Here is an 18959-nt window from a genome sequence, read left to right as displayed (position 1 = left end):
CCACTCAGAGGAAATCAAAAAAAGCAAATAGTAGGTTCGCAGAAAAAGCTAACCCACTATTTGCAAAAAAGTGGGCAGTAGGGGAAAAAGGTTTGAAAGTTTTGTGATTGCAAAATGTGCTCTACCCAATTGGGCAAAAAAATAGGTGAGGATTTCTTAGCCTCACCTATTCCTGTGAAAGAGATTCTTAGTTATATAGCCATTGCCGCGATATTATTAAATGCCTTTTGGTCAGCTTTGAAACGTTCGTTTATGGTTAAGGCAGATTTCCCGTTAAAAAGGGCAAAGTTTGCAGCATTATAGACCAGCCACAGATTCGCTTCGGTTTCCAATTCCTTTTCCTCAAACCTTAACCGCTCCACGGCTAGGGTGGCCAGCTTCTTAGGTAAACCGGCTTCGGTGATAACTTTTTGTACATCGGCATCGGTAGGCATGGCCACTTCTATCAGTTTATTATAAACCGTGCCGGTGACCGAATCTTTCTGCGCAATGAAGTTCCGCAGGATGTTGGTTAGATGTCCTTTGAAGAATTCCAGGTTCAGCCCTTTGTGGTGGAATGTTTCCGCCAGAATCTTTTCCTCTTTTTTTATCCTTTCAATATTCACGTGCTCTACTTTTTCTTTTAGGGCATCCAAGTATTTCTTAGGCTGACCATTTGCCAACCAATTGAAATATTCTTCAAAAGACATGAATTCATCTGCCCAGCCCATCAAGCCATTGGAGCAGATTTGGCGATAGTAGGAAACCTTTACTTTTTCTTCGTTCGTTGATTCAATGGACGAACCCTGAATATTAAAAGGGCTTTTCCCAGTATATGAGTTGTTTATAATCAGGTTCTTATAAATCCGCTCGTTGCCCACCTTCAGGCTATCGGGAAGGATAACATTGATGCTGAAATCCCCACGGGTTGAATACCGGGCATCAATCGTATAATCTTTTGCCACGCTGTCCACCACCGAGCGCAATAGTTGATTTGGAATCAAAGTGTATTCATCGCTTTGCAGGGCGAAGATATGCTGTGTACCGTCCGGCATAGTACCGACGATAGCCCGTTGCCTGTCCGAAGGCAGCAGATTGTAGTTGTCAGGCAAAAGGCTTTGCAACTTTTCTTCTTTTACTGGAAAACAGATGTTATCCCAAGAAGTGGCTTTATCGAGGTTGGTGCTTTGAGTTGACATGATTCTTATGTTTAAAGGTTACTGAAATTTGCAATTGTTATAATATGTATATTATATTATACGTTAATGTATATTAAAAGATACATAAATTATAAAAAAATCATGCCTTATTTGGGCCTTTTTTTTATTTTCAATAACCTCTAAATGGATTTTATGAGTAACCTTTCCTCATATTTTGACCCTTGCATTTTGCAATTGCAAAATATAATTGAACTTGACCGCCCGAAGGGCGGGATGTTCAACAATCGCAGCTTCTATGACCCCGGTTTTTCTGCTCCTTGGCTGTTGCTAATTTCTCAATGCGAATAATCTTTGACTGATGAAACCTAGCTTTTAGACTAAACCGGCAATTTTAAGGAATAGCCCTCCGGGATTGGAAGTGGCTTTAATTTTGTCAGTTTTCAATTTATAGTTGAACTGGAAAAGCTTGTTCAATAAATTCTCGTCGTACAAGATTTTATTAACCAGTTTCTCTTCGATGATATTTAAATCGTCCAGAATAGTCCGAGCATTCTGCTTCCTTACATCATCGGTAGGCAACTCGAAAGCTAATGGTAATTGCTGAATCGTCTGTTTGTTCACATAGAACCGGATATGCGTAAAAACCCGGCCCCTTTTAGTCAATACATAGCTTATTCTCAAGTCGGTGAACTTATTGATTTGCTCTACAGCAATATCCAGAACGTTCTTTTTGAACAAGGAGATGGATGAATATTGCTCCTTTTCCTTGTTTTTAGGGTCTTTAAGATGCAGGATTACCTTTAAATCATCAATAGAGTATATTTTCGTTTCTCCGATGTCTTTCCATTGGCTTGCAATCTGATAAATACGTTTGGCCCACTTGCTGGGCAACATAAAGGCTGCCTGGAGCTGAAAGCTGGTGAAGTTATTCTTTAAGTCTATGAGGTACGGCCTTATATTCTCAGAGATTTCGAGTTCAATCAGCCCCTCCCCTTTTCTATGTAAGGCAGAGGCCAGTAACCCCACCTGCAAAACGGTTTTATTATCCTCAAAGACATACTCTCGGCTCCTGAGCGCGGAAGTCGCTTCCAGGAATTGGCCATGGTGCCATTGTCTTCCGGTCACTTCCTGCAATTCCTTCACAGAAATTTGGTATTTTGTACCAGGTTTATCATCGGCACGCAGTTTAGAAAGAAGGAAAAAAGAAATATCCATCTCTATAGCTGACATCTCATAACGTGCCGTTGTAATGGCGTTATGCTGCCTTATTTCTAATTTATGCGTTTCTTTTGCCTCAGTTATCCCTTTTGCCATTGCCCATTAGCTAGTAATTGCACAACTATTGGCCAAATATAGAAAATTAAAAAGAAAAAACAAGTATCAGAAAACACACTAGCTTTTGACTGATGAAACCTTGCTTTTCCACGTATCAGACCTAGCTTCTCACATATCAAACCTAGCTTTTGACTGATGAAACCTAGTTTTAAACGGATGAAACCTAGTTTAAAGGGCGCTTAATAGACAGTAAACCAATGCCTTATGGGCCCTGCAAATACTAAACAAATAATATAAATACTACAAACTTGTGGTTAAAAAATTTAGGCTTTTAGAGGATTGGTTTTGGGGAAGATGAGAAAATGGGAAAGAAAAAGCAACAAAATAATCCAATAAAGTAAGGACTTTGCGCGCGCGAATTGCATTTATCTAATAAATAACATAAGCAATGTCATTAAAAGCTAGGTTTCATCAGTGGAGGAATCCTTTTTAATACTACATGCTAAAATAGTTAGTATTGGGTGGTATAAAGTTTGGTTTTACTGATAAAACCTAGCTTTTGACTGATGAAACCTAGCTTTAACTTAATTAAGTTATAAAATAGGTGTAAATGTTGGACGGAAGTCTAAAGATTGCTGATTTTCACAATTGCAAAACTACTTATCCGTTCGGGTTCTGTCAATCTTTCCTGACTTGAGCAGGTGTTTTTCATATAATCTGAACGCTTCTTCAGCATAATCTGTCAGATTTGATGGGCCATCACTTCCATTTAATTGCACCAGGTTGAACTTTGCGTCTAACCAAAGAGAACTTAATAGCCTGACATTCTTGGTCTCCTCCGGCTGATTAGCAGCACTGGGAGCAGTTTTCCTTGCAGCAGCACGAGCCTTCTTTCCCTCTGGAGCGGGAGAGGCAGACTTTCCTGCATCCATTGGCTCCCGGGTAGAATTATTTTCTTCACCTTCTCCCCCCCTATTTTCAGCCTTGGAAGCCATTTCAACTACCGGAGTAGTTTCCGGTGCCGCTGTATCCGGTTCAGCGACTGGAGCTGTTTCAGTCTTTAAGCTTTTTACCATCGCTTCCCCAGCCATGTTTGAACGGGCTGCTTCTCGTGAAGCTTGGGGTACCACGATACGTGCTTTCCCAAATTTTGGCGCAGCTTGCTTCTTAACCTCTTTTTTTTCGTTTTGGCTATTGCCGTTGTTTTCTTGTTCAGCCATTTTTTATTCTGTTACAGATTTAACGGGTAATTCCATCCGTTCGATTAATTCATTGCAGACCGCATGTATTTCATCTGAGACATTTTTATCTCCACCTACATAGCGCAGATAAGAAGGTGTTGTCAAGCTATATAGGGTAGATGCGCGTTTGTAAGCTGCCCGATAGCTAAGGGAGGAGTTAAAACGTGCCAATCCCAGAGCATCCACATAATCATCCATTTCCTGTTCCTCCTTATTGTTTGAGCGCTTAGTGGAAATACCGAAATACTCAAAGGGTATTTCCGCCTTATCCGCCTCCGTTTTTATTGTTTGCAGGATATGCATGAATTCAGCCGTACTGGCCCTGTCTAAATAATCAGCTACTAATGGAACTATGACCGCATCACAGGCTGTAAGGGCATTGAAAACATCATCACCATCGGCCCGGCCCGGCACATCAATGAAGACTAAATCGTAATCATTTTCAGGATTATCCACAAAATCGAATATACCATTTAAGTCAACTGAAAAAATGTCAAAGGGATAAGTCGCCTCCGGGTTAGACTCTTTTAGCAATTGCAAACTTTCCTCATCTATCTGCACGCGGGTCTTTACTATGCTTTGCTGGTAGTCACAGTCCAGAACAGCCACTTTAAGTTTATAATCTACTGCCAATGCTGCTGCCAGCACAAGAGTCAAGGTGGATTTACCAGACCCCCCTTTTTGGGTCGCAAAACTTATAATCTTCATACCTAACTTTTTCTATAACGTCTTAGCTTCTTTTTACAAAGTTATAACTTTATACGTTTATAACTGTATCGAAACATAAAATTATATTTAAATAATTTTATAGGTATAGAATCTTATAACTTAATATTAATATAAGAATGGTTGATTATAATATTATAACAAAATGTTTGTATAATATTATAGTAGTAAATTTTTATTATGTCATAACTTTATAAAACTATAATATCATAATTTTATAAATATGATTAATTATTGTTTTATAAAGTTATAATAATATAGGTTTATAAACAATGCTTCTTTAATATTATAATCTTATAACCTTATGGTTTGATAAGATTATAATATTATGTTTGTTGAATGTTTATAGGTTTTTTATAAGTATAATAATATTATAATTCTATATTATTATAAATCTCAATCTAGTTTAGTAGCAACTTATGTGCCTATTATATTTATATAGTATTATAACCTTATAATATTAGGTCATATATTTAAGATATTAACTCTTGACTAATAATAAATCCAACTCTACTAACGGCGACTGAATGAGTAGGTATTTTTTAGCAAGAAGAGCATTATAAATTCAATGCTAACGCATTGATTTATAATTGTTTAGTTATAAGCATAGCTTAAAAACGTAGAAAATGAAACATAACTATCTAGTTATCAGTATGATTTTGTAGATAAACTTAAAATTTATTGAATCTTCATTTGATATGGGCATACCGGAAAAAAAATGCACTACCAGTGCGCGCCTAAATGCTGCGACACATCACTTATTAGCCAAAGAAGCTAAACGATTGGGTCTTTCCGCGATTGATTACCTAGATGCGGCCGTAAACTATTTTGGTACAAGGGGATTGAATCCAGTTGAAATTGAGGCAAGGGAAGGAGCCTTGATAATGCAAGATATTAAACGATTGGGTGACCGTATATTTGGTTTTATGCAAGAGCAGGAACGAGGATTGCTATCAGTGATGCTGGAAGAACTGATACGTTCCAGGGTAACAATTGACCGAGTTTTACGAATGGAGGAGATTGTGTTGAGTGCATTTAAAGACGAGGAGTTGAGGAACGGGAAAGGAAAACTTAAAGCCTTGCGGGAACAAAACGAGGGGGCCATCACTAATCAACTTAAACTAATATTTGAATCATCTAAAGAGATTGCACCGGGCAAAAAAAAGAAATTAGAGCAGCCGAAAGCAAATATCTAACAAGAAAGTGTCATGTATATAAAACTGATAAATCCGAAATCACATGGTCTTGCAGCCTATGACAATAATGGCAGCAGTCTGCAAACCCTAAACTATTTGGTCCAGGAGCCAAAGAGGGAGGGCAAGGATTTAGGAGTGTTTTTTAATCAGGACAGCGATGGCTTAAAGCCTGAACGGGTGCAACAGGATATCGATTCCAATGTAAAAGGTCTTTCAGGGAAAGATTCTAAATTCTATTCTCTTATCATAAGCCCCAGTGCAGATGAGCTCACGCACATCAAAAATGATGAACAACTTCTGAAAGCTTATACCCGGCAAGTCATGGAGCTGTACGCTAATAACTTTAACCTGAAAGGTGATGAGCGGCTTGCCTCCAAAGACCTGATATGGGCTGCTATTATTCACCAAGACCGTAGCTACCGGGGAACAGATAATGAGGTATTAGCTGGAGAGGCAAAGGTGGGGGATAAGCGCCCAGGGTTGCAGACCCATGTGCATATAGTTGTTAGCGCGCGGGACAGGAACCAAAAAATAACATTGAATCCCAATGGGCGCAAGAGCAGGTTTGACCTGATAGATTGGCAGCGGAAGTCAGGGCAGCAATTTGAGCATCAATTCAAATATACCGCTAAAGAGAAGGAGAAGATAAAGGTAAAGGAACGCGATGCAAGCCGGGATGCCACCAGGTCCATTCGCATAGGGGAGCGGGTAGAAGATATTAATAGGAATGTGCCAAAAAGCCAGAGGCTTGATGGTGAACACGTAAAGAAAATCGCCGTTGGAAGAAATTTTGACAAGACTTTTTACCGCTCCTTAAAACGGATTGAATCTAAGGCGCAACAGGGAAAGCCAATTGATAATGCCTATTATCTACTGCAGACTGGAAGGGAGCAACCCATGGCAAGTAAGGCCCCGGTCAGAAACATGCTGCACGCTTTCCAGCGTGCGGTGAACTCAGGTGCAGGTAAGGATATGAAAACGGAAGAAATAGGAGAGCGGAAAAGCCGTAAGCATGGGGAAATTGAAATTGACTAGAGGTACTATGTCTTTCATATTTTGCAATTGTGAATACATTCAAGCCTAAAGTGGGAAAAGGGTAGGTTATTCCTGCTACGATTGTGAGACCACTTTAAAGAAACAATTCCGGAGCAGACGCAACTATGTTCGGTACTGCCTAGGCAAGGCAATAGAAGCCATATTTTATTTTAAGAAGGGATAATTATGCAGGTACCTACACCGGGTAAGAATCAAAACCTAGCCTTGGTTATTGGATTAGTGGTTTTAGCAATAGCTTTTGGTGATTATTATGTTTTGCTTCATCAAGCAGAAATACGCCAGGCACGTGCCTGGGTGAAAGCCAATCCCGAACTCATGCCACAACAAAAGAGAGTTGCCCGGCAATTGGAGCTGAGGAGGCGGCAAGCTGACCGTATGAGGACAGGAGTAGGAAAGAATACTGAATCAGTCATTGGGGTGGCAGAGATGGACAGCACCAGTGCCGTAGAGGGAGCAGGTGGTGGATTGGGGAGTGCCGGAAGTGGCATTAGGAGAAAGTTTCTCTTGAAAGCAGATAGCATATACAATAAAGCTGGTATTTACTTCCGGCTTTCCCTACTGGCTGCTTCGCTTGCATTTCTCTTCATTCAGAAAGCCCCGGAAAGGAAATTAGGGCAGCCCAAACTTAAACCGATACCTAGAAGAAGCAGAAAGGTTATTTTCCTGCTTTGTGGCGGGTTTTTCCTGATAAGTGGCTATGTGCTTTTAACAATTGCAAAGTTTCCCTCAGACTTCATTATGTACGGCTACCCCATGGCCAGCCTGTTGGGAATTCTCAGCGCATTCGCCGCCGGTTCGGTAATCGCCCGCAACAAACGGCCAGAATTCGGATTAACCACTGAACGCAGAAAGCTTAATTCAGAAAACGGTTTCAGCTTACCCACCCAGGACGGGGGGTATATCAATGTGCCAAACGCTTTTCGGGGGAGTCTGGTACTAGGGGGGGCAGGGGCTGGCAAGTCATACAGTATCGGTGAACCGGTCATTGAGCAATTCGCCAGTAAAAACTGGGCAGGTTTGATTTACGATTTTAAATTCCCTGTGCTAACCGAAGTCGCGCAACGGGCTTTGACCCTTGCTGCCGAACAAGCGGAAGCCCAAGGCGAACCTGAGCCCAGCGTACAACTCCATATCATCAATTTCCGGGATTTATCACGCACGGAGCGACTTAACCCTTTAAGGCCGGAGGAAATGCCTGTAGTGGCCTTTGCAGAAGAATACAGCCGGGCGATAATCAATAACCTGAATACAAATACCATTAAGAACTCAGGAGAGTTTTTCAGTACGTCCGCTATTGCTTATTTAACGGGCATCATTTGGTTTTACCGTAAGAACTTTCCAGCATGCTGTACTATCCCCCATGTAGTAGCAACGGCCCTGTATAAGGATTTTAGGCATGTGTTATCAATGTTGGATACTGACATAGAGTGCGGAGATATGGTCCGAAGCCTCATCACCGCAGTAGAGCAAAAGGCCGAGAAACAAATTGCCGGGGTAGTGGCCACCTTGCAAATTATCCTGAGCCGCATAAACAGCCCGGAAATTGTTTGGGTGCTTACCCCGGATGAAAGTAGGGGAGAGGGGTTTTCGTTAAACCTGAATGACCCGGATAGTCCCAAGTTATTGTGTATTGGCAATGACCCTACCCTGAAAGATACTTTTTCACCGGTTATCAGCTGTATTATAACCGTGGCGCTCAAACTGATGAACCAGCAGCGGAAGCACCCAAGCTATGTTTTTCTGGATGAGGCAGCGACTATCTATGTGCCTGGACTGGAGGTAATCCCCGCGACGGCCAGAAGTAATAAAATAGCTACTATTTACATGAGCCAGGATTTAAGCCAGATGGTTGATTCATACGGGCGGGATAAAATGCAGGTAATGATAAGTAACCTAAATAATTGGTTTATCGGGAAAGTAAACAATATGGAGACTGCTGAACTCATTTCTAAAATCGTTGGTCGGGAAGACAAGTCCATGGTTTCAACCAGCAGTGGCAGCAGCACCGGCGGTGCCGGCCATCGGAACAGGAGCCAGAACCAAAGCGTAAGTCTTCAAGAACGAAGTTTGGTCCGTATCCAAGATGCCGTTGGGTTAGAACAGGGAGAATTCATCGGGCAGACTGTTGAAACAGATTCTACCTTTTTCCAAGGGCGGATAGACCGCAGCGATGCCCAAACAGAGAGACATGAACTGGAACCATTTGCTCTCTTTGCAGACGAGGGTGAAATCGATTCCCAGGAAGCGCAGAGAATAATAGTTCAGGCGAACTACCAAAAAGTACGCGACGAGGTAAAAGAAACAGTAGAGATATATCCTAATACGTTGGCTCCCGGAGAGGAGTAGCAGTACCCTTGGCTACTGTTTTTGCTTGCTTTTTTGGCCTTTTTTGCGTAAATTGTATAGAAAATTGAGTGAAAATAAAGTATGGAAAATCGCAATTGGAAACCCAGAGGCACCTTTTTCAAGCCCGCCCCAGCAGGATTGAGTATTGAGGAACTGACAAAGAGAGCGGAGCGCGAAAGCATCGCAAACCACGGATTTGCACTTGTTATGAGCAATGGCCCGATGCCGGACGGAGAAGCCATGGAATTCATGCAGAAGTATGTTGACGGAGAATGGACCCTTCGGCAAGCCTTAGATGAATTGACGAAGTACCACGGGCTTGATTCACCTAGCCCGGAACCTGAACCAGCAAACATAGCATTGGCCGTTCCCGAGGAAGCGGCCAATGCTGTTTCAGACGTGCCTGATTCCGATGAAGAATATTGGAATAGAAGAATATCATCAGCCCAAGCCCAAAATGGGAAGGGGTTATCCGGGAAGATGCCTAAGCTAATCTTGCCCGACCTTTTTCAGAATAAGGAAGAAGGAGAGAAAGAAAATTAATATTTACAATTGCAGGAATGGCTAGGAATGACGGGTTCAGTGATGAGAACGGGGTCTTAATTAACCATAAGGGTATCCGGAATAGGGATGTTCTGGCGCGTCTGGAAAATAAGTTTGCTGGTTTCAGTGCGGCTATCCTGAAAGAAGAGGGTGGTATTCCCGGTAACTTTGACCAGGAGCATTTGCAAAAAATACATAGGGAGCTTTTCCAAAAAGTCTATCCTTGGGCCGGTGAAACCAGGGCAAACAGGGGAGGCTTTCAAGGCGTAAAGGAAACCTTTACCAACCAGGTGCCCCAGGAAATGAGATATGCGCCTTTCAAGGAGATAGAAATGCGTCTAGGAGCCATAAGCAAACAGCTCCAGCAGGAAAACAACCTGAAAGGGCTAAGCACGGAAAAATTCATAGCTCGCGCCGCCTATTATTTAGACCAATATAACCATGTGCATGCTTTTCGGGAGGGTAACGGTAGAACCCTGCAAGTCGCTCTTACTCAATTAGGGAAAGAAGCCGGTTATGATATTGACTTTAACAGGGCAGACCCTGCCAAGTACAATGAAGCCAGGAATTTTGCAATTGTAAAACCATACGCTCCTCAGGAGGCAGCTAAAAACTTAGCTCCGCTGAAAGCTTTTCTAAATGAAATCACTACTCCATTACCTGGAATGGAAGCTGAAAGGGCTAGGTCAGAAGGTACTTCCAAGATGCCGGAGCCATCCGCAGCCATTAAACGCATAGAAGCTCTGCGGGAGTTGGAGGTGACCGGTGGCCGGATAGCTGACCGTTGGGATATTGCGGTAAAGCAGCAGGTGAAAAATATTGTGGAAGAACCTAAGAACCTGAAAGTCCACGACAAGGACTTGCGCACCATTAGTAAAGCCATCCTAGAGGGAGGGGCGAAACCAGACCATTATCTTTATCAAGATGCCGAGCGGTTCACAAAGGCCTTGGACCAGGTGAAATATGTTTCCGCCGGGAAGGAGATTCCTGCTCCAAAGGCACTTTTGCCAGCGCAACAACTCCAGAGTGGCCAGCCGAAGAATCACACGGAAGCAAAAGAGCTTTTTATTAAAGCTTCAGCCATCGTAAGCTTGGAGTTGAAATCCCATGGGAAAGTGACGGAAGGGGAGCGGTTGCAAGACGTGGCAAAATTCGTTTCCAAAGTCCCTTATGTCGGAGGAGTGAACAAAGCGCACGTCAATAACGCGCTCGATGTTTCGGCTACAATTCCAGGCTTAAAAGAAGAAGGCTCTATTAATGATATCAAAAGAGCCATTAATATTCTAGAAAAACCCGAGCGGAGCCTGAGTAACGCTATCAGTGGGCGAGACCTGGATAGGGGAGGGGTAGAGCAGTAAGTAGTTAGTTCTATTTGAATTTTAGGTTATCCTGTCTCACATCAAAATCATCTATGTATTGAAATGACTTTTCGCCTATTGACTTTTCATCTTTATAAAAAGTAAATTTTATTGCCATCGGGCCAGCAGTGGCGGGAGCCACGGGGATAGGACTGATGATAAAATTAAATTCGATTTCTTTGGAAGGGTTCTGAGAAACCAATGTGATTTTAGAACCTGATAAATCAGCGTTTTCTAAATAGTTGTCCGTTGTTTGGTTTTTCTCAACGCTGTTGAATTTCAATGTTTGGCCATCCATGTCAGGAGTAACCGCAATCAATGATTTATTGTAATTCATGTAATCCCCGGACTGTTCAATTATTACTTTGTAGGTGCTACCATCCGGATTTATGTCTTTATCCTCACTGCAAGAAAACAAAAGGATAAGAACCAGGAGCTGATAATATTTCCTCATTTCATCGAGCTTTAAAAAATTAGACAAAAGTTATAAAAAACTTATACGTCTTAATATTTAACTAGGCTCAGAAAAACAGGAAGTTATTTTAAGCTTGTTTCACACAGGTTTGTAAATATTCTTCATAGATGGCCTCGCCAACCAGGTTCCGGATAAATTCTTCTTGTCCAATATCGTTTTTCTCCATCACGTAGCGGGTAAAGGATAAGATGTCTCGGCATTCTTTAAAGCCCCTTTTCTCCATCCCAGCACGGACATTGGCTGGTAATCCTTCCAGCCATTCCAAATAATCCGCTTCGGAAGGCTCAAAGTCTCTTGCCCTATTGTGATAAATTATAGTTGCGTTTCCAATTGTAAAAAGTAACTCATGAAAGCGCCGTTCTTCTATGGGAGCAGCAGAAATAAAACTTTCCTGTGAAGTATTACATTTATCCTCTGGGTGTTTAATGTGTATCATTTTGTAAGATGAATCCAAATCAGTATAGATTATTTTTAAATTAACTTTAAAAGTTGTTTTCCTTTGCTGGATGATTAAAAATGAATCAGTTGAGACAGGAAAGCTACACAGTATATTTTCGCAATTGTAAAATAAACTTACTGAGTAGAATTTGAAAGCAAATGTTTCTCCATCAATTCTATAAACTTTGGAGCATCAACCCCCTTCTTATCTAAGCCAATCCTTGTAAGCCCCCGACTTAAAGCATTCCCAAGCTTTTTTGTTTCGTTTGAAATGTTCGAGGTTCTGCTGGAAATCTGCGAGGATTGACCCTGATTGTAGAGCTCTTTTAATTCTTCGGGACAATTCTGTTCCGCCTTTAACATCTCGGCTTTCAACTGTTCTAGCAGTTGAATTTCGTAATTCTCTATATCTTGCTTCAAGAAATTCTCTCTCTCGTTCAAATTTAGCCGGAAGGTCTCTGCCTGACTCCTGAATTCTTTCAATCTCTCTGCTTTCATAATTTTCAAGGTCTGCAAACTGTCTTCTAGTGTGTTCTTTGAGCTGTTCAAATTCGCTTGATAGACTTCTCGCCTCTCCCGCAATCTGGTTGATTCTAACTCCTGCTGCCTCAAGTTCTCTTCTAGCAGAGTCTGCAGCTGCATTAAGGTCTCTTTCTCTTTCTCTAAGAGTAAGTCCAGCTGCTCCAAAGCTTTCTTCCTCTTCTGCGATTGTTCGTTCAAGAATCTCCGCTTCTGCATTAATTCCTGCGACATTGACTCTATATGTAGATTCCAATGTTGCTGCGTTTGCTCGAAATCTTTCCTCTTCTCTTCTAAGCTGCTCTTTTGCGTAATCAACTTTTGCTTCTTCTTCTGAATATCTGCCGACAAGCTCTGCTCGATGCTTTTCTTGAAGCCCACGCAGTCGCTCTTGATTATCTGCTGTATTTCCCTCAACTCTTGATATTTCGTCTCTAAATCCTGATTCAATATCTCGGTATGGTTGCGATGCCAGGCATTTGTTAATTCCACGTACAAAGCTTCTAATTTGCGCTGCTCGGCACTCGAAAGATTCTTCAAAAAGCTTTCTTTGGAGTTCATCAACTGATGGTACTCCCACTGCATCTGGGTTGGGAACTGGTATGTATTCAGCGCGTTCTTGCTCATTGTTATATACCCACTTTGTTTGTTCTGATTTGTAAAAGGTGTTCTCTATTTCCTCCGGAGAATCTTTCGGTATGCGGACCAAAATAGTATCAATTCCTAACCGCCTTATTTTAACCCGTTTCTCTAGTGTTAGACTGTGGGTGGCCACAAGTTCAATAAAAAGGATAGGGCGGTAGTCTTTATCAAAAAAAGTAACATCCGGTTGGATAAGTAGGAAGCGCTCGTCTACGTCTTTTTTCTTTCCCCACTTAATTTCCCCGTTTTCATTATCATAGAAGCAAGTTTCATTTTCTACCGTGCATGCTTCTATGAATCTGTCCTCTAGTAGTAGATTGGCTAACCCATCATGACCTTTTGGAGGGTACTTGTAGACCGGTGGAACTTTAATCCTCTTGATTTGCTGGAGAATATCTTTGGCTAATCTATGCCGGTGGGTTTCATCTGAGTAGGTACACTTTCTGTTTGGCTCTACTCCTTTAGGGTCATGCCTGAAGTACGATTGATAATTCTCAATCTTAAATTTGACGGCTTGCATTTCCCGCCTGCAGCCCAGGCAAAAGTATCCTTGTTTACCACTGCGTGCTTCGGAAATATGGATAATTTTTTCCTCTACATTGTAGGCATATACATTTCCCGCGTCTTTTTCCACTTCCATGCTAAAAGATAATACTTTTCCAGCTTAGCTGAAATGTTCAAAATTAAATTATTTTTATAAGGATTTAAGTGGAATGTAACTTTTAGTAGAGATGCGGCTACTAATTTCACTTAACCTGTTTGCCATAAAGCATTATATTTACCAATTGCAAAGAATTTATCCCTTGCCTTTTTACACATTGCCTACTCCTACTTGAGTGCAAAAATCATTGCCCAAATATTCAATGCTGCATAAGGAAGGGGTTCTAAAGCCTAACCGTGGTTTTTAGAAAACCTGCTTTCTATTGGTAAAGCAGTATGTTTCAGTGGATAAGTGTGTTATAGGTGGATAGAAATTAATTATAGCCCAGAATGAGCTTTCAGAAAATACTAGATAAATACCGGGAAATATCCTTTTCAGAACGTGATAAAGGTGAACGCTTTGAGCGTTTGATGCAAGCCTATCTTAAAACGGACCCAAAATATGCATACCTGTTTAAGAAGGTATGGCTTTGGAATGAGTTTCCGGGGCGCAATGATTTAGGAGGAGGTGACACTGGTATAGATTTAGTTGGGTTAACAGTAGATGGCGATTATTGGGCCATCCAATGTAAATGCTATCAGGAGAATGCCATGATAGATAAACCGGCGGTAGATTCCTTCCTTTCCACATCTAGCCGGGAGTTCAAATCTGAAGACTTTAAATCTATTCGTTTTGCGCATCGCCTATGGATTGATACCATTGGTAAGAAATGGGGAAGCAATGCCGAGGAGGCCATTAGAAATCAAAACCCGCCGGTAACCAGGTTAAACCTTCATGATTTAAGAGAAGCACCGGTAGAATGGGAAAAGCTGGAGCAGGGGATTCACGGCGAAGCAGCCAGAACTCCTAAGAAAGACTTGCGTGCGCACCAGAAAGACGCTTTAAGCAAAACTCATGAGCATTTTAAAGCGTCGGAGCGCGGTAAGTTAATCATGGCTTGCGGCACCGGTAAAACTTTTAACTCGCTGCGTATTGCTGAAAATGAAACAGATGGTAAGGGATTAATTCTGTTTTTGGTACCCTCTATCTCTTTGTTGGGGCAAACGCTGCGGGAGTGGTCTGCAGATGCTCTGGAGCCTATTAACCCTATTTGTATTTGCTCAGACCCTGAAATAACCCGTAAGAAAACAAAAAACGAGGACACCGATAGTTTCAGCGTGGTTGATTTAGCCTTGCCCGCATCTACCAACGTAAATGATATTCTACAGCAGTTCAGGCACATAAAAGAAAACAGAAAACCAGGCATGACGGTGGTTTTCTCCACTTACCAATCTATTGAGGTAATTGCACGGGCGCAAAAGCAACTACTCCAATCTGATATTGGTATTGGCGTTTTTGATTTGATTATTTGCGACGAAGCCCACCGAACCACGGGAGTAGCATTGGCCGGAGAGGATGAATCGGCTTTTACCAAGGTACACGACCCAATTTTCCTGCAAGCGAAAAAGCGGTTGTACATGACAGCTACCCCCCGGCTCTACAGCGATGACACTAAAAGCAAAGCTGCCCAGGCCGATGCCGTGTTGTGCTCCATGGACGACCCGAAGCTGTACGGCGAGGAAATATACAGAATTGGTTTTGGGGAAGCAGTATCTAGGGATTTGCTCACCGATTATAAAGTCCTGATTCTTACATTAAGCGACCAGGATGTGCCACCAGCAGTACAAAAAATGATTGCTGGCCAGGAAAGTGAAATTACTACCGATGATGCTTCTAAACTGATAGGTTGCGTAAACGCGCTCTCAAAAAAGATGCTGGGTGATGCTGGCATTATGAAAGAGAGTGACCCGGAGCCGATGCGCCGGGCTTTGGCCTTTTGCCGCAACATAGAAGAATCTAAAAAGATAACGGCCAATTTTATGACCGCTACCAATTCTTATATCAACTCCTTGCCCGACGAGAAAAAAGAGCAAATGGTGTCGGTGGCATCACAACACATAGACGGTACCATGACAGCTCCCCAGCGGGATGAATTGTTAGGCTGGTTGAAAGCAGAAACTGAAAACAATGAATGCCGGGTACTTACCAACGTGCGCTGTTTAAGCGAAGGGGTAGACGTGCCTTCTCTGGATGCCGTGATGTTCTTGTCTGCCAGGAACTCACAGGTAGATGTGGTGCAATCTGTAGGGCGGGTAATGCGGAAAGCAGCAGGAAAGAAATACGGGTATATTATTATACCGGTGGTAGTACCCAGCAATGTGGAAGCAGACAAAGCCTTAGATGATAATGACCGCTACAAAGTGGTTTGGACAGTATTAAACGCGTTGCGTGCCCATGATGACCGCTTTAATGCGACCGTTAATAAAATAGAGCTGAATAAACACCGTCCGGAGCAAATCATTGTAGGGCGTCCGGAATATGCCTTTAACCCGGACGGCTCGCCTATGGCAGCCGATGACCAGGCAAGTTATACTACCAATCAAAATTTGGCTAACCAATTAGCGCTGCAATTTGAGCAATTGCAAAATGTGGTGTTTGCCCGTATGGTGCAAAAAGTAGGCGACCGCCGCTATTGGGAGCAATGGGCGAAAAACGTAGCTGAAATTGCCGAACGCCAGGCGGAACGCATACACAAGCTGATAAATGAAGACATAACACACAAAGAAGCTTTTGCCGGTTTTTTAAATGGGTTGAAGAAAAACATCAACCCCAGCATTACCCAGCATGAGGCGGTAGAAATGTTGAGCCAGCACATAATTACCAAGCCGGTTTTTGAAGCTCTGTTTGAGGGGTATTCATTTGTGAACAACAACCCTATTTCGGTAAGTATGCAAACCATGCTGGATTTACTGGAAGGAGGGGCATTGGAGAAGGATACTGAAACGCTCCATAAATTCTACGAGTCTGTGAAGATGCGGGCCAGTAATATTGACAACGCCGAAGGAAAGCAGCGCATTATTATTGAGCTTTATGACAAGTTCTTTAAAACAGCCTTCCCAAAAATGGTGGAAAGGCTGGGCATTGTCTATACGCCCGTGGAGGTAGTGGATTTCATTATCCATTCGGTAAATGATGTGCTGAAGAAAGAATTTGGCCGCAGCATTTCCGATGAAAACGTGCATGTGCTTGACCCTTTTACGGGCACGGGCACCTTTATTACCCGCTTGTTGCAGAGTGGCTTAATTAATAAAAAGGATTTGGAGCGCAAGTTTAAACAGGAGCTGCACGCCAATGAAATTGTATTACTGGCGTATTACATAGCGGCTGTAAACATTGAGAACGCTTTCCATGACCAGTTAGAGGAGAACAAGCAATACCAATCTTTTGAAGGCATTGTTCTTACTGATACTTTTCAGCTGGACGAATTAAAGACCACTCAGTACGGTACTGAAACTACTTTTTCCAGGAACTTTGAGCGTATCATGTCGCAGAAGAATGCGCCTTTGCGGGTAATAATGGGTAATCCTCCTTATTCAATTGGACAAAAGTCGGCTAATGATAATGCTCAAAATCAAGACTATCCTAGGCTGGATGCTAAAATAGCGGCAACTTATGCAAGGAAGTCCGTTGCTGGTCTTAATAAATCTTTATATGATGCTTATATAAAAGCTTTTAGGTGGAGTAGTGATAGGTTAGATGACAATGGTGGAATCATCTGCTTTGTTTCAAATGGTGCTTGGCTTGATGGGAATAGTACTGATGGATTTCGGAAGTCTTTAGAAGATGAGTTTTCTTCTATTTACGTTTTTAATTTAAGAGGTAATCAGCGCACCAGCGGCGAGTTATCCCGAAAAGAAGGCGGTAAAATATTCGGTTCTGGCTCCAGAACCCCGATTTCTATAACATTACTAGTAAAGAAATCAGTGAAATCTGACAAAAAGGCTACTATTTACTATCACGATATTGGTGATTATTTAAGTCGTGAAGAAAAGCTTTCATTAGTTAAAGACTTTCAATCTATGGGAAACGTAGCCATACCGTGGAAGACACTATCTTCTAATGAGCACGGGGATTGGCTTAATCAGCGGAATGATACTTTTAGCTCCTTTATTCCCTTGGAGCCTGAAAGGAAGTTTGATTTAAAAACACAAACATTTTTTAATGCTTATGCCATAGGTGTCTCTACTAATAGAGATGCATGGGTTTATAATTCATGTCAGCGGCAGCTGGAGAATAACATGAAAAGAATGATTGAATTTTATGATGAACAACAAAACGAATTTGCAATCGCAAAAAGATATAATAAAGATTTAAAAGTAGAATCCTTTATAAGTTCAAATCCTGAAAGTATTAGTTGGACGCGTTCTTTGCGAAATGATGTCAATAAGGGAATAGAACATAAATACAAAGATGACAAAATTAAAATAGGGCTTTATCGGCCGTATTTTAAACAACGTCTATATTTTGACAAAGCCTTTATTGAAAGCCCTGGGCTAAGTTTAAGGTTTTTCCCTTCACCTCAACATAAAAACTTAGTTATTTCATTGACTGGTGAAGGAAACTTAGGTTTTTCTGTATTGATAGCAGATTCAATGCCTGATTTGTGTTATACGAAAACAGGTAATGGAGGTGGGCAAACTTTCCCTCTGTATTATTACGAAGAACGCGAAAAGCAAAGCCCCGGTTTATTTGATGCTTCCGGAGAAAGTGAGTACATCCGCCGGGATGGCCTTAGTGATTTTATTTTGGAACGGGCAAAGAAGCAATACGGCAAAAACGTCAGCAAAGAAGATATTTTCTACTACGTTTATGGTTTCCTGCATAGCCCTACTTACCGCACCCTATTTGCCAACGACCTAAAGAAAATGCTGCCCCGTCTGCCCTTGGTAGAAGATGTGCGCGATTTCTGGAAGTTCAGCAAAGCCGGGAAAGCCCTAGCAGACCTGCATATCAATTATGAAAGCGTACCTGCCTATGAAGGTATTACCGTAACCGGGGCAGAGAGTGGTTTCTATAAAGTAGAAAAGATGCGCTTCCCTAAAAAAGGCCAGAAAGATTGCATTCTCTACAACAGCAAAGTTTGCGTTGAGAACATTCCTGCCAAAGCCTATGAGTACACGGTCAACGGCAAAAGTGCCATTGAATGGGTAATGGAACGCTACCAGGTAACCACCCATAAAGACAGTGGCATTAAAAACGACCCTAATGACTGGTCAGCAGAAGTTGGCAACCCACGGTATATTTTAGACTTACTATTGAGTGTTATCAATGTAAGTGTGCAAACGGTAGACATAGTGGAAGATTTGCCAAAGCTGGAGTTCTAAAAGAGTAATTTGGTATAGTTGTTTTTGGCCTGTTTTTAGGAAAACAAGCCAAAAACAACTATTGCTATCACCTAAAGGCAAAATTGTAGGTTAGTCAACAGTTTTTATTGCCCGTTGGCTAGTGAAGTCCTATTGTGCTT

At 41.9% G+C, this 18959-nt stretch carries 13 protein-coding genes; 6 read left to right on the top strand and 7 right to left on the bottom strand.

From position 1 onward, the window contains the following. Positions 1-191: 191 nt before the first annotated feature. The 4 genes from ACY0JR_RS19685 to ACY0JR_RS19670 form a co-directional block, all read right to left on the bottom strand. Positions 192-1178: a hypothetical protein gene (locus tag ACY0JR_RS19685; protein WP_462635879.1), complete on the bottom strand. Its 987-nt coding sequence runs from the start codon at positions 1176-1178 to the stop codon at positions 192-194. Between the two features lie 333 nt (positions 1179-1511). Continuing rightward, positions 1512-2453: a RepB family plasmid replication initiator protein gene (locus tag ACY0JR_RS19680; RefSeq protein WP_462635878.1), complete on the bottom strand. Its 942-nt coding sequence runs from the start codon at positions 2451-2453 to the stop codon at positions 1512-1514. A 617-nt stretch (positions 2454-3070) separates the two neighbouring features. Next, a complete protein-coding gene (locus tag ACY0JR_RS19675; protein WP_462635877.1) occupies positions 3071-3634 on the bottom strand; it encodes a hypothetical protein in 564 nt (187 codons plus the stop codon). A gap of 3 nt (positions 3635-3637) precedes the next feature. Then, positions 3638-4363 (bottom strand): ParA family protein, encoded by a 726-nt coding sequence (locus tag ACY0JR_RS19670; protein ID WP_462635876.1) that lies wholly within the window; start codon positions 4361-4363, stop codon positions 3638-3640. Positions 4364-5079: 716 nt separating this feature from the next. Between ACY0JR_RS19670 and ACY0JR_RS19665 the strand changes: the two genes are divergently transcribed. From ACY0JR_RS19665 to ACY0JR_RS19645, 5 genes are all read left to right on the top strand, one after another. After that, a complete protein-coding gene (locus ACY0JR_RS19665; RefSeq protein ID WP_462635875.1) occupies positions 5080-5577 on the top strand; it encodes a BfmA/BtgA family mobilization protein in 498 nt (165 codons plus the stop codon). 12 nt (positions 5578-5589) lie between these two features. After that, positions 5590-6612 (top strand): DUF5712 family protein, encoded by a 1023-nt coding sequence (locus tag ACY0JR_RS19660; RefSeq protein WP_462635874.1) that lies wholly within the window; start codon positions 5590-5592, stop codon positions 6610-6612. 186 nt (positions 6613-6798) lie between these two features. Further along, positions 6799-8979 carry a type IV secretory system conjugative DNA transfer family protein gene (locus tag ACY0JR_RS19655; RefSeq protein WP_462635873.1) on the top strand — a complete coding sequence of 727 codons (2181 nt, stop codon included), beginning with the start codon at positions 6799-6801 and terminating at the stop codon, positions 8977-8979. An 81-nt stretch (positions 8980-9060) separates the two neighbouring features. Further along, complete coding sequence (locus ACY0JR_RS19650) at positions 9061-9522, top strand: hypothetical protein (protein ID WP_462635872.1); 462 nt, start codon at positions 9061-9063, stop codon at positions 9520-9522. A 17-nt stretch (positions 9523-9539) separates the two neighbouring features. Continuing rightward, entirely contained in the window at positions 9540-10880 is a 1341-nt protein-coding gene (locus ACY0JR_RS19645; RefSeq protein WP_462635871.1) for a Fic/DOC family protein, read from the top strand. Between the two features lie 10 nt (positions 10881-10890). Here ACY0JR_RS19645 and ACY0JR_RS19640 read toward each other — a convergent pair whose 3' ends face one another. The 3 genes from ACY0JR_RS19640 to ACY0JR_RS19630 all read right to left on the bottom strand — a co-directional run bounded on the left by ACY0JR_RS19640 (position 10891) and on the right by ACY0JR_RS19630 (position 13594). Then, positions 10891-11361: a beta-barrel fold lipoprotein gene (locus tag ACY0JR_RS19640; protein WP_462635870.1), complete on the bottom strand. Its 471-nt coding sequence runs from the start codon at positions 11359-11361 to the stop codon at positions 10891-10893. A gap of 61 nt (positions 11362-11422) precedes the next feature. Further along, positions 11423-11791, bottom strand: coding sequence for a hypothetical protein (locus ACY0JR_RS19635; protein WP_462635869.1), 369 nt, complete (start codon positions 11789-11791; stop codon positions 11423-11425). A gap of 207 nt (positions 11792-11998) precedes the next feature. After that, complete coding sequence (locus ACY0JR_RS19630; RefSeq protein WP_462635868.1) at positions 11999-13594, bottom strand: hypothetical protein; 1596 nt, start codon at positions 13592-13594, stop codon at positions 11999-12001. 350 nt (positions 13595-13944) lie between these two features. On the opposite strand from ACY0JR_RS19630, the gene ACY0JR_RS19625 reads away from it, so the two are divergent. Continuing rightward, a complete protein-coding gene (locus tag ACY0JR_RS19625) occupies positions 13945-18819 on the top strand; it encodes a DEAD/DEAH box helicase (RefSeq protein ID WP_462635867.1) in 4875 nt (1624 codons plus the stop codon). Positions 18820-18959 lie beyond the last annotated feature (140 nt).

The sequence above is a fragment of the Rufibacter sp. JT3400010 genome (assembly GCF_054956755.1).
This window is presented reverse-complemented; position numbering and strand designations above follow the sequence as displayed.

Excerpts from the sequence above, each read along its gene's own strand:
- ACY0JR_RS19685 (WP_462635879.1), bottom strand. The coding sequence starts at position 1,178 with ATGTCAACTCAAAGCACCAACCTCGATAAAGCCACTTCTTGGGATAAC.
- ACY0JR_RS19680 (WP_462635878.1), bottom strand. The coding sequence starts at position 2,453 with ATGGCAAAAGGGATAACTGAGGCAAAAGAAACGCATAAATTAGAAATA.
- ACY0JR_RS19675 (WP_462635877.1), bottom strand. The coding sequence starts at position 3,634 with ATGGCTGAACAAGAAAACAACGGCAATAGCCAAAACGAAAAAAAAGAG.
- ACY0JR_RS19670 (WP_462635876.1), bottom strand. The coding sequence starts at position 4,363 with ATGAAGATTATAAGTTTTGCGACCCAAAAAGGGGGGTCTGGTAAATCC.
- ACY0JR_RS19665 (WP_462635875.1), top strand. The coding sequence starts at position 5,080 with ATGGGCATACCGGAAAAAAAATGCACTACCAGTGCGCGCCTAAATGCT.
- ACY0JR_RS19660 (WP_462635874.1), top strand. The coding sequence starts at position 5,590 with ATGTATATAAAACTGATAAATCCGAAATCACATGGTCTTGCAGCCTAT.
- ACY0JR_RS19655 (WP_462635873.1), top strand. The coding sequence starts at position 6,799 with ATGCAGGTACCTACACCGGGTAAGAATCAAAACCTAGCCTTGGTTATT.
- ACY0JR_RS19650 (WP_462635872.1), top strand. The coding sequence starts at position 9,061 with ATGGAAAATCGCAATTGGAAACCCAGAGGCACCTTTTTCAAGCCCGCC.
- ACY0JR_RS19645 (WP_462635871.1), top strand. The coding sequence starts at position 9,540 with ATGGCTAGGAATGACGGGTTCAGTGATGAGAACGGGGTCTTAATTAAC.
- ACY0JR_RS19635 (WP_462635869.1), bottom strand. The coding sequence starts at position 11,791 with ATGATACACATTAAACACCCAGAGGATAAATGTAATACTTCACAGGAA.
- ACY0JR_RS19630 (WP_462635868.1), bottom strand. The coding sequence starts at position 13,594 with ATGGAAGTGGAAAAAGACGCGGGAAATGTATATGCCTACAATGTAGAG.
- ACY0JR_RS19625 (WP_462635867.1), top strand. The coding sequence starts at position 13,945 with ATGAGCTTTCAGAAAATACTAGATAAATACCGGGAAATATCCTTTTCA.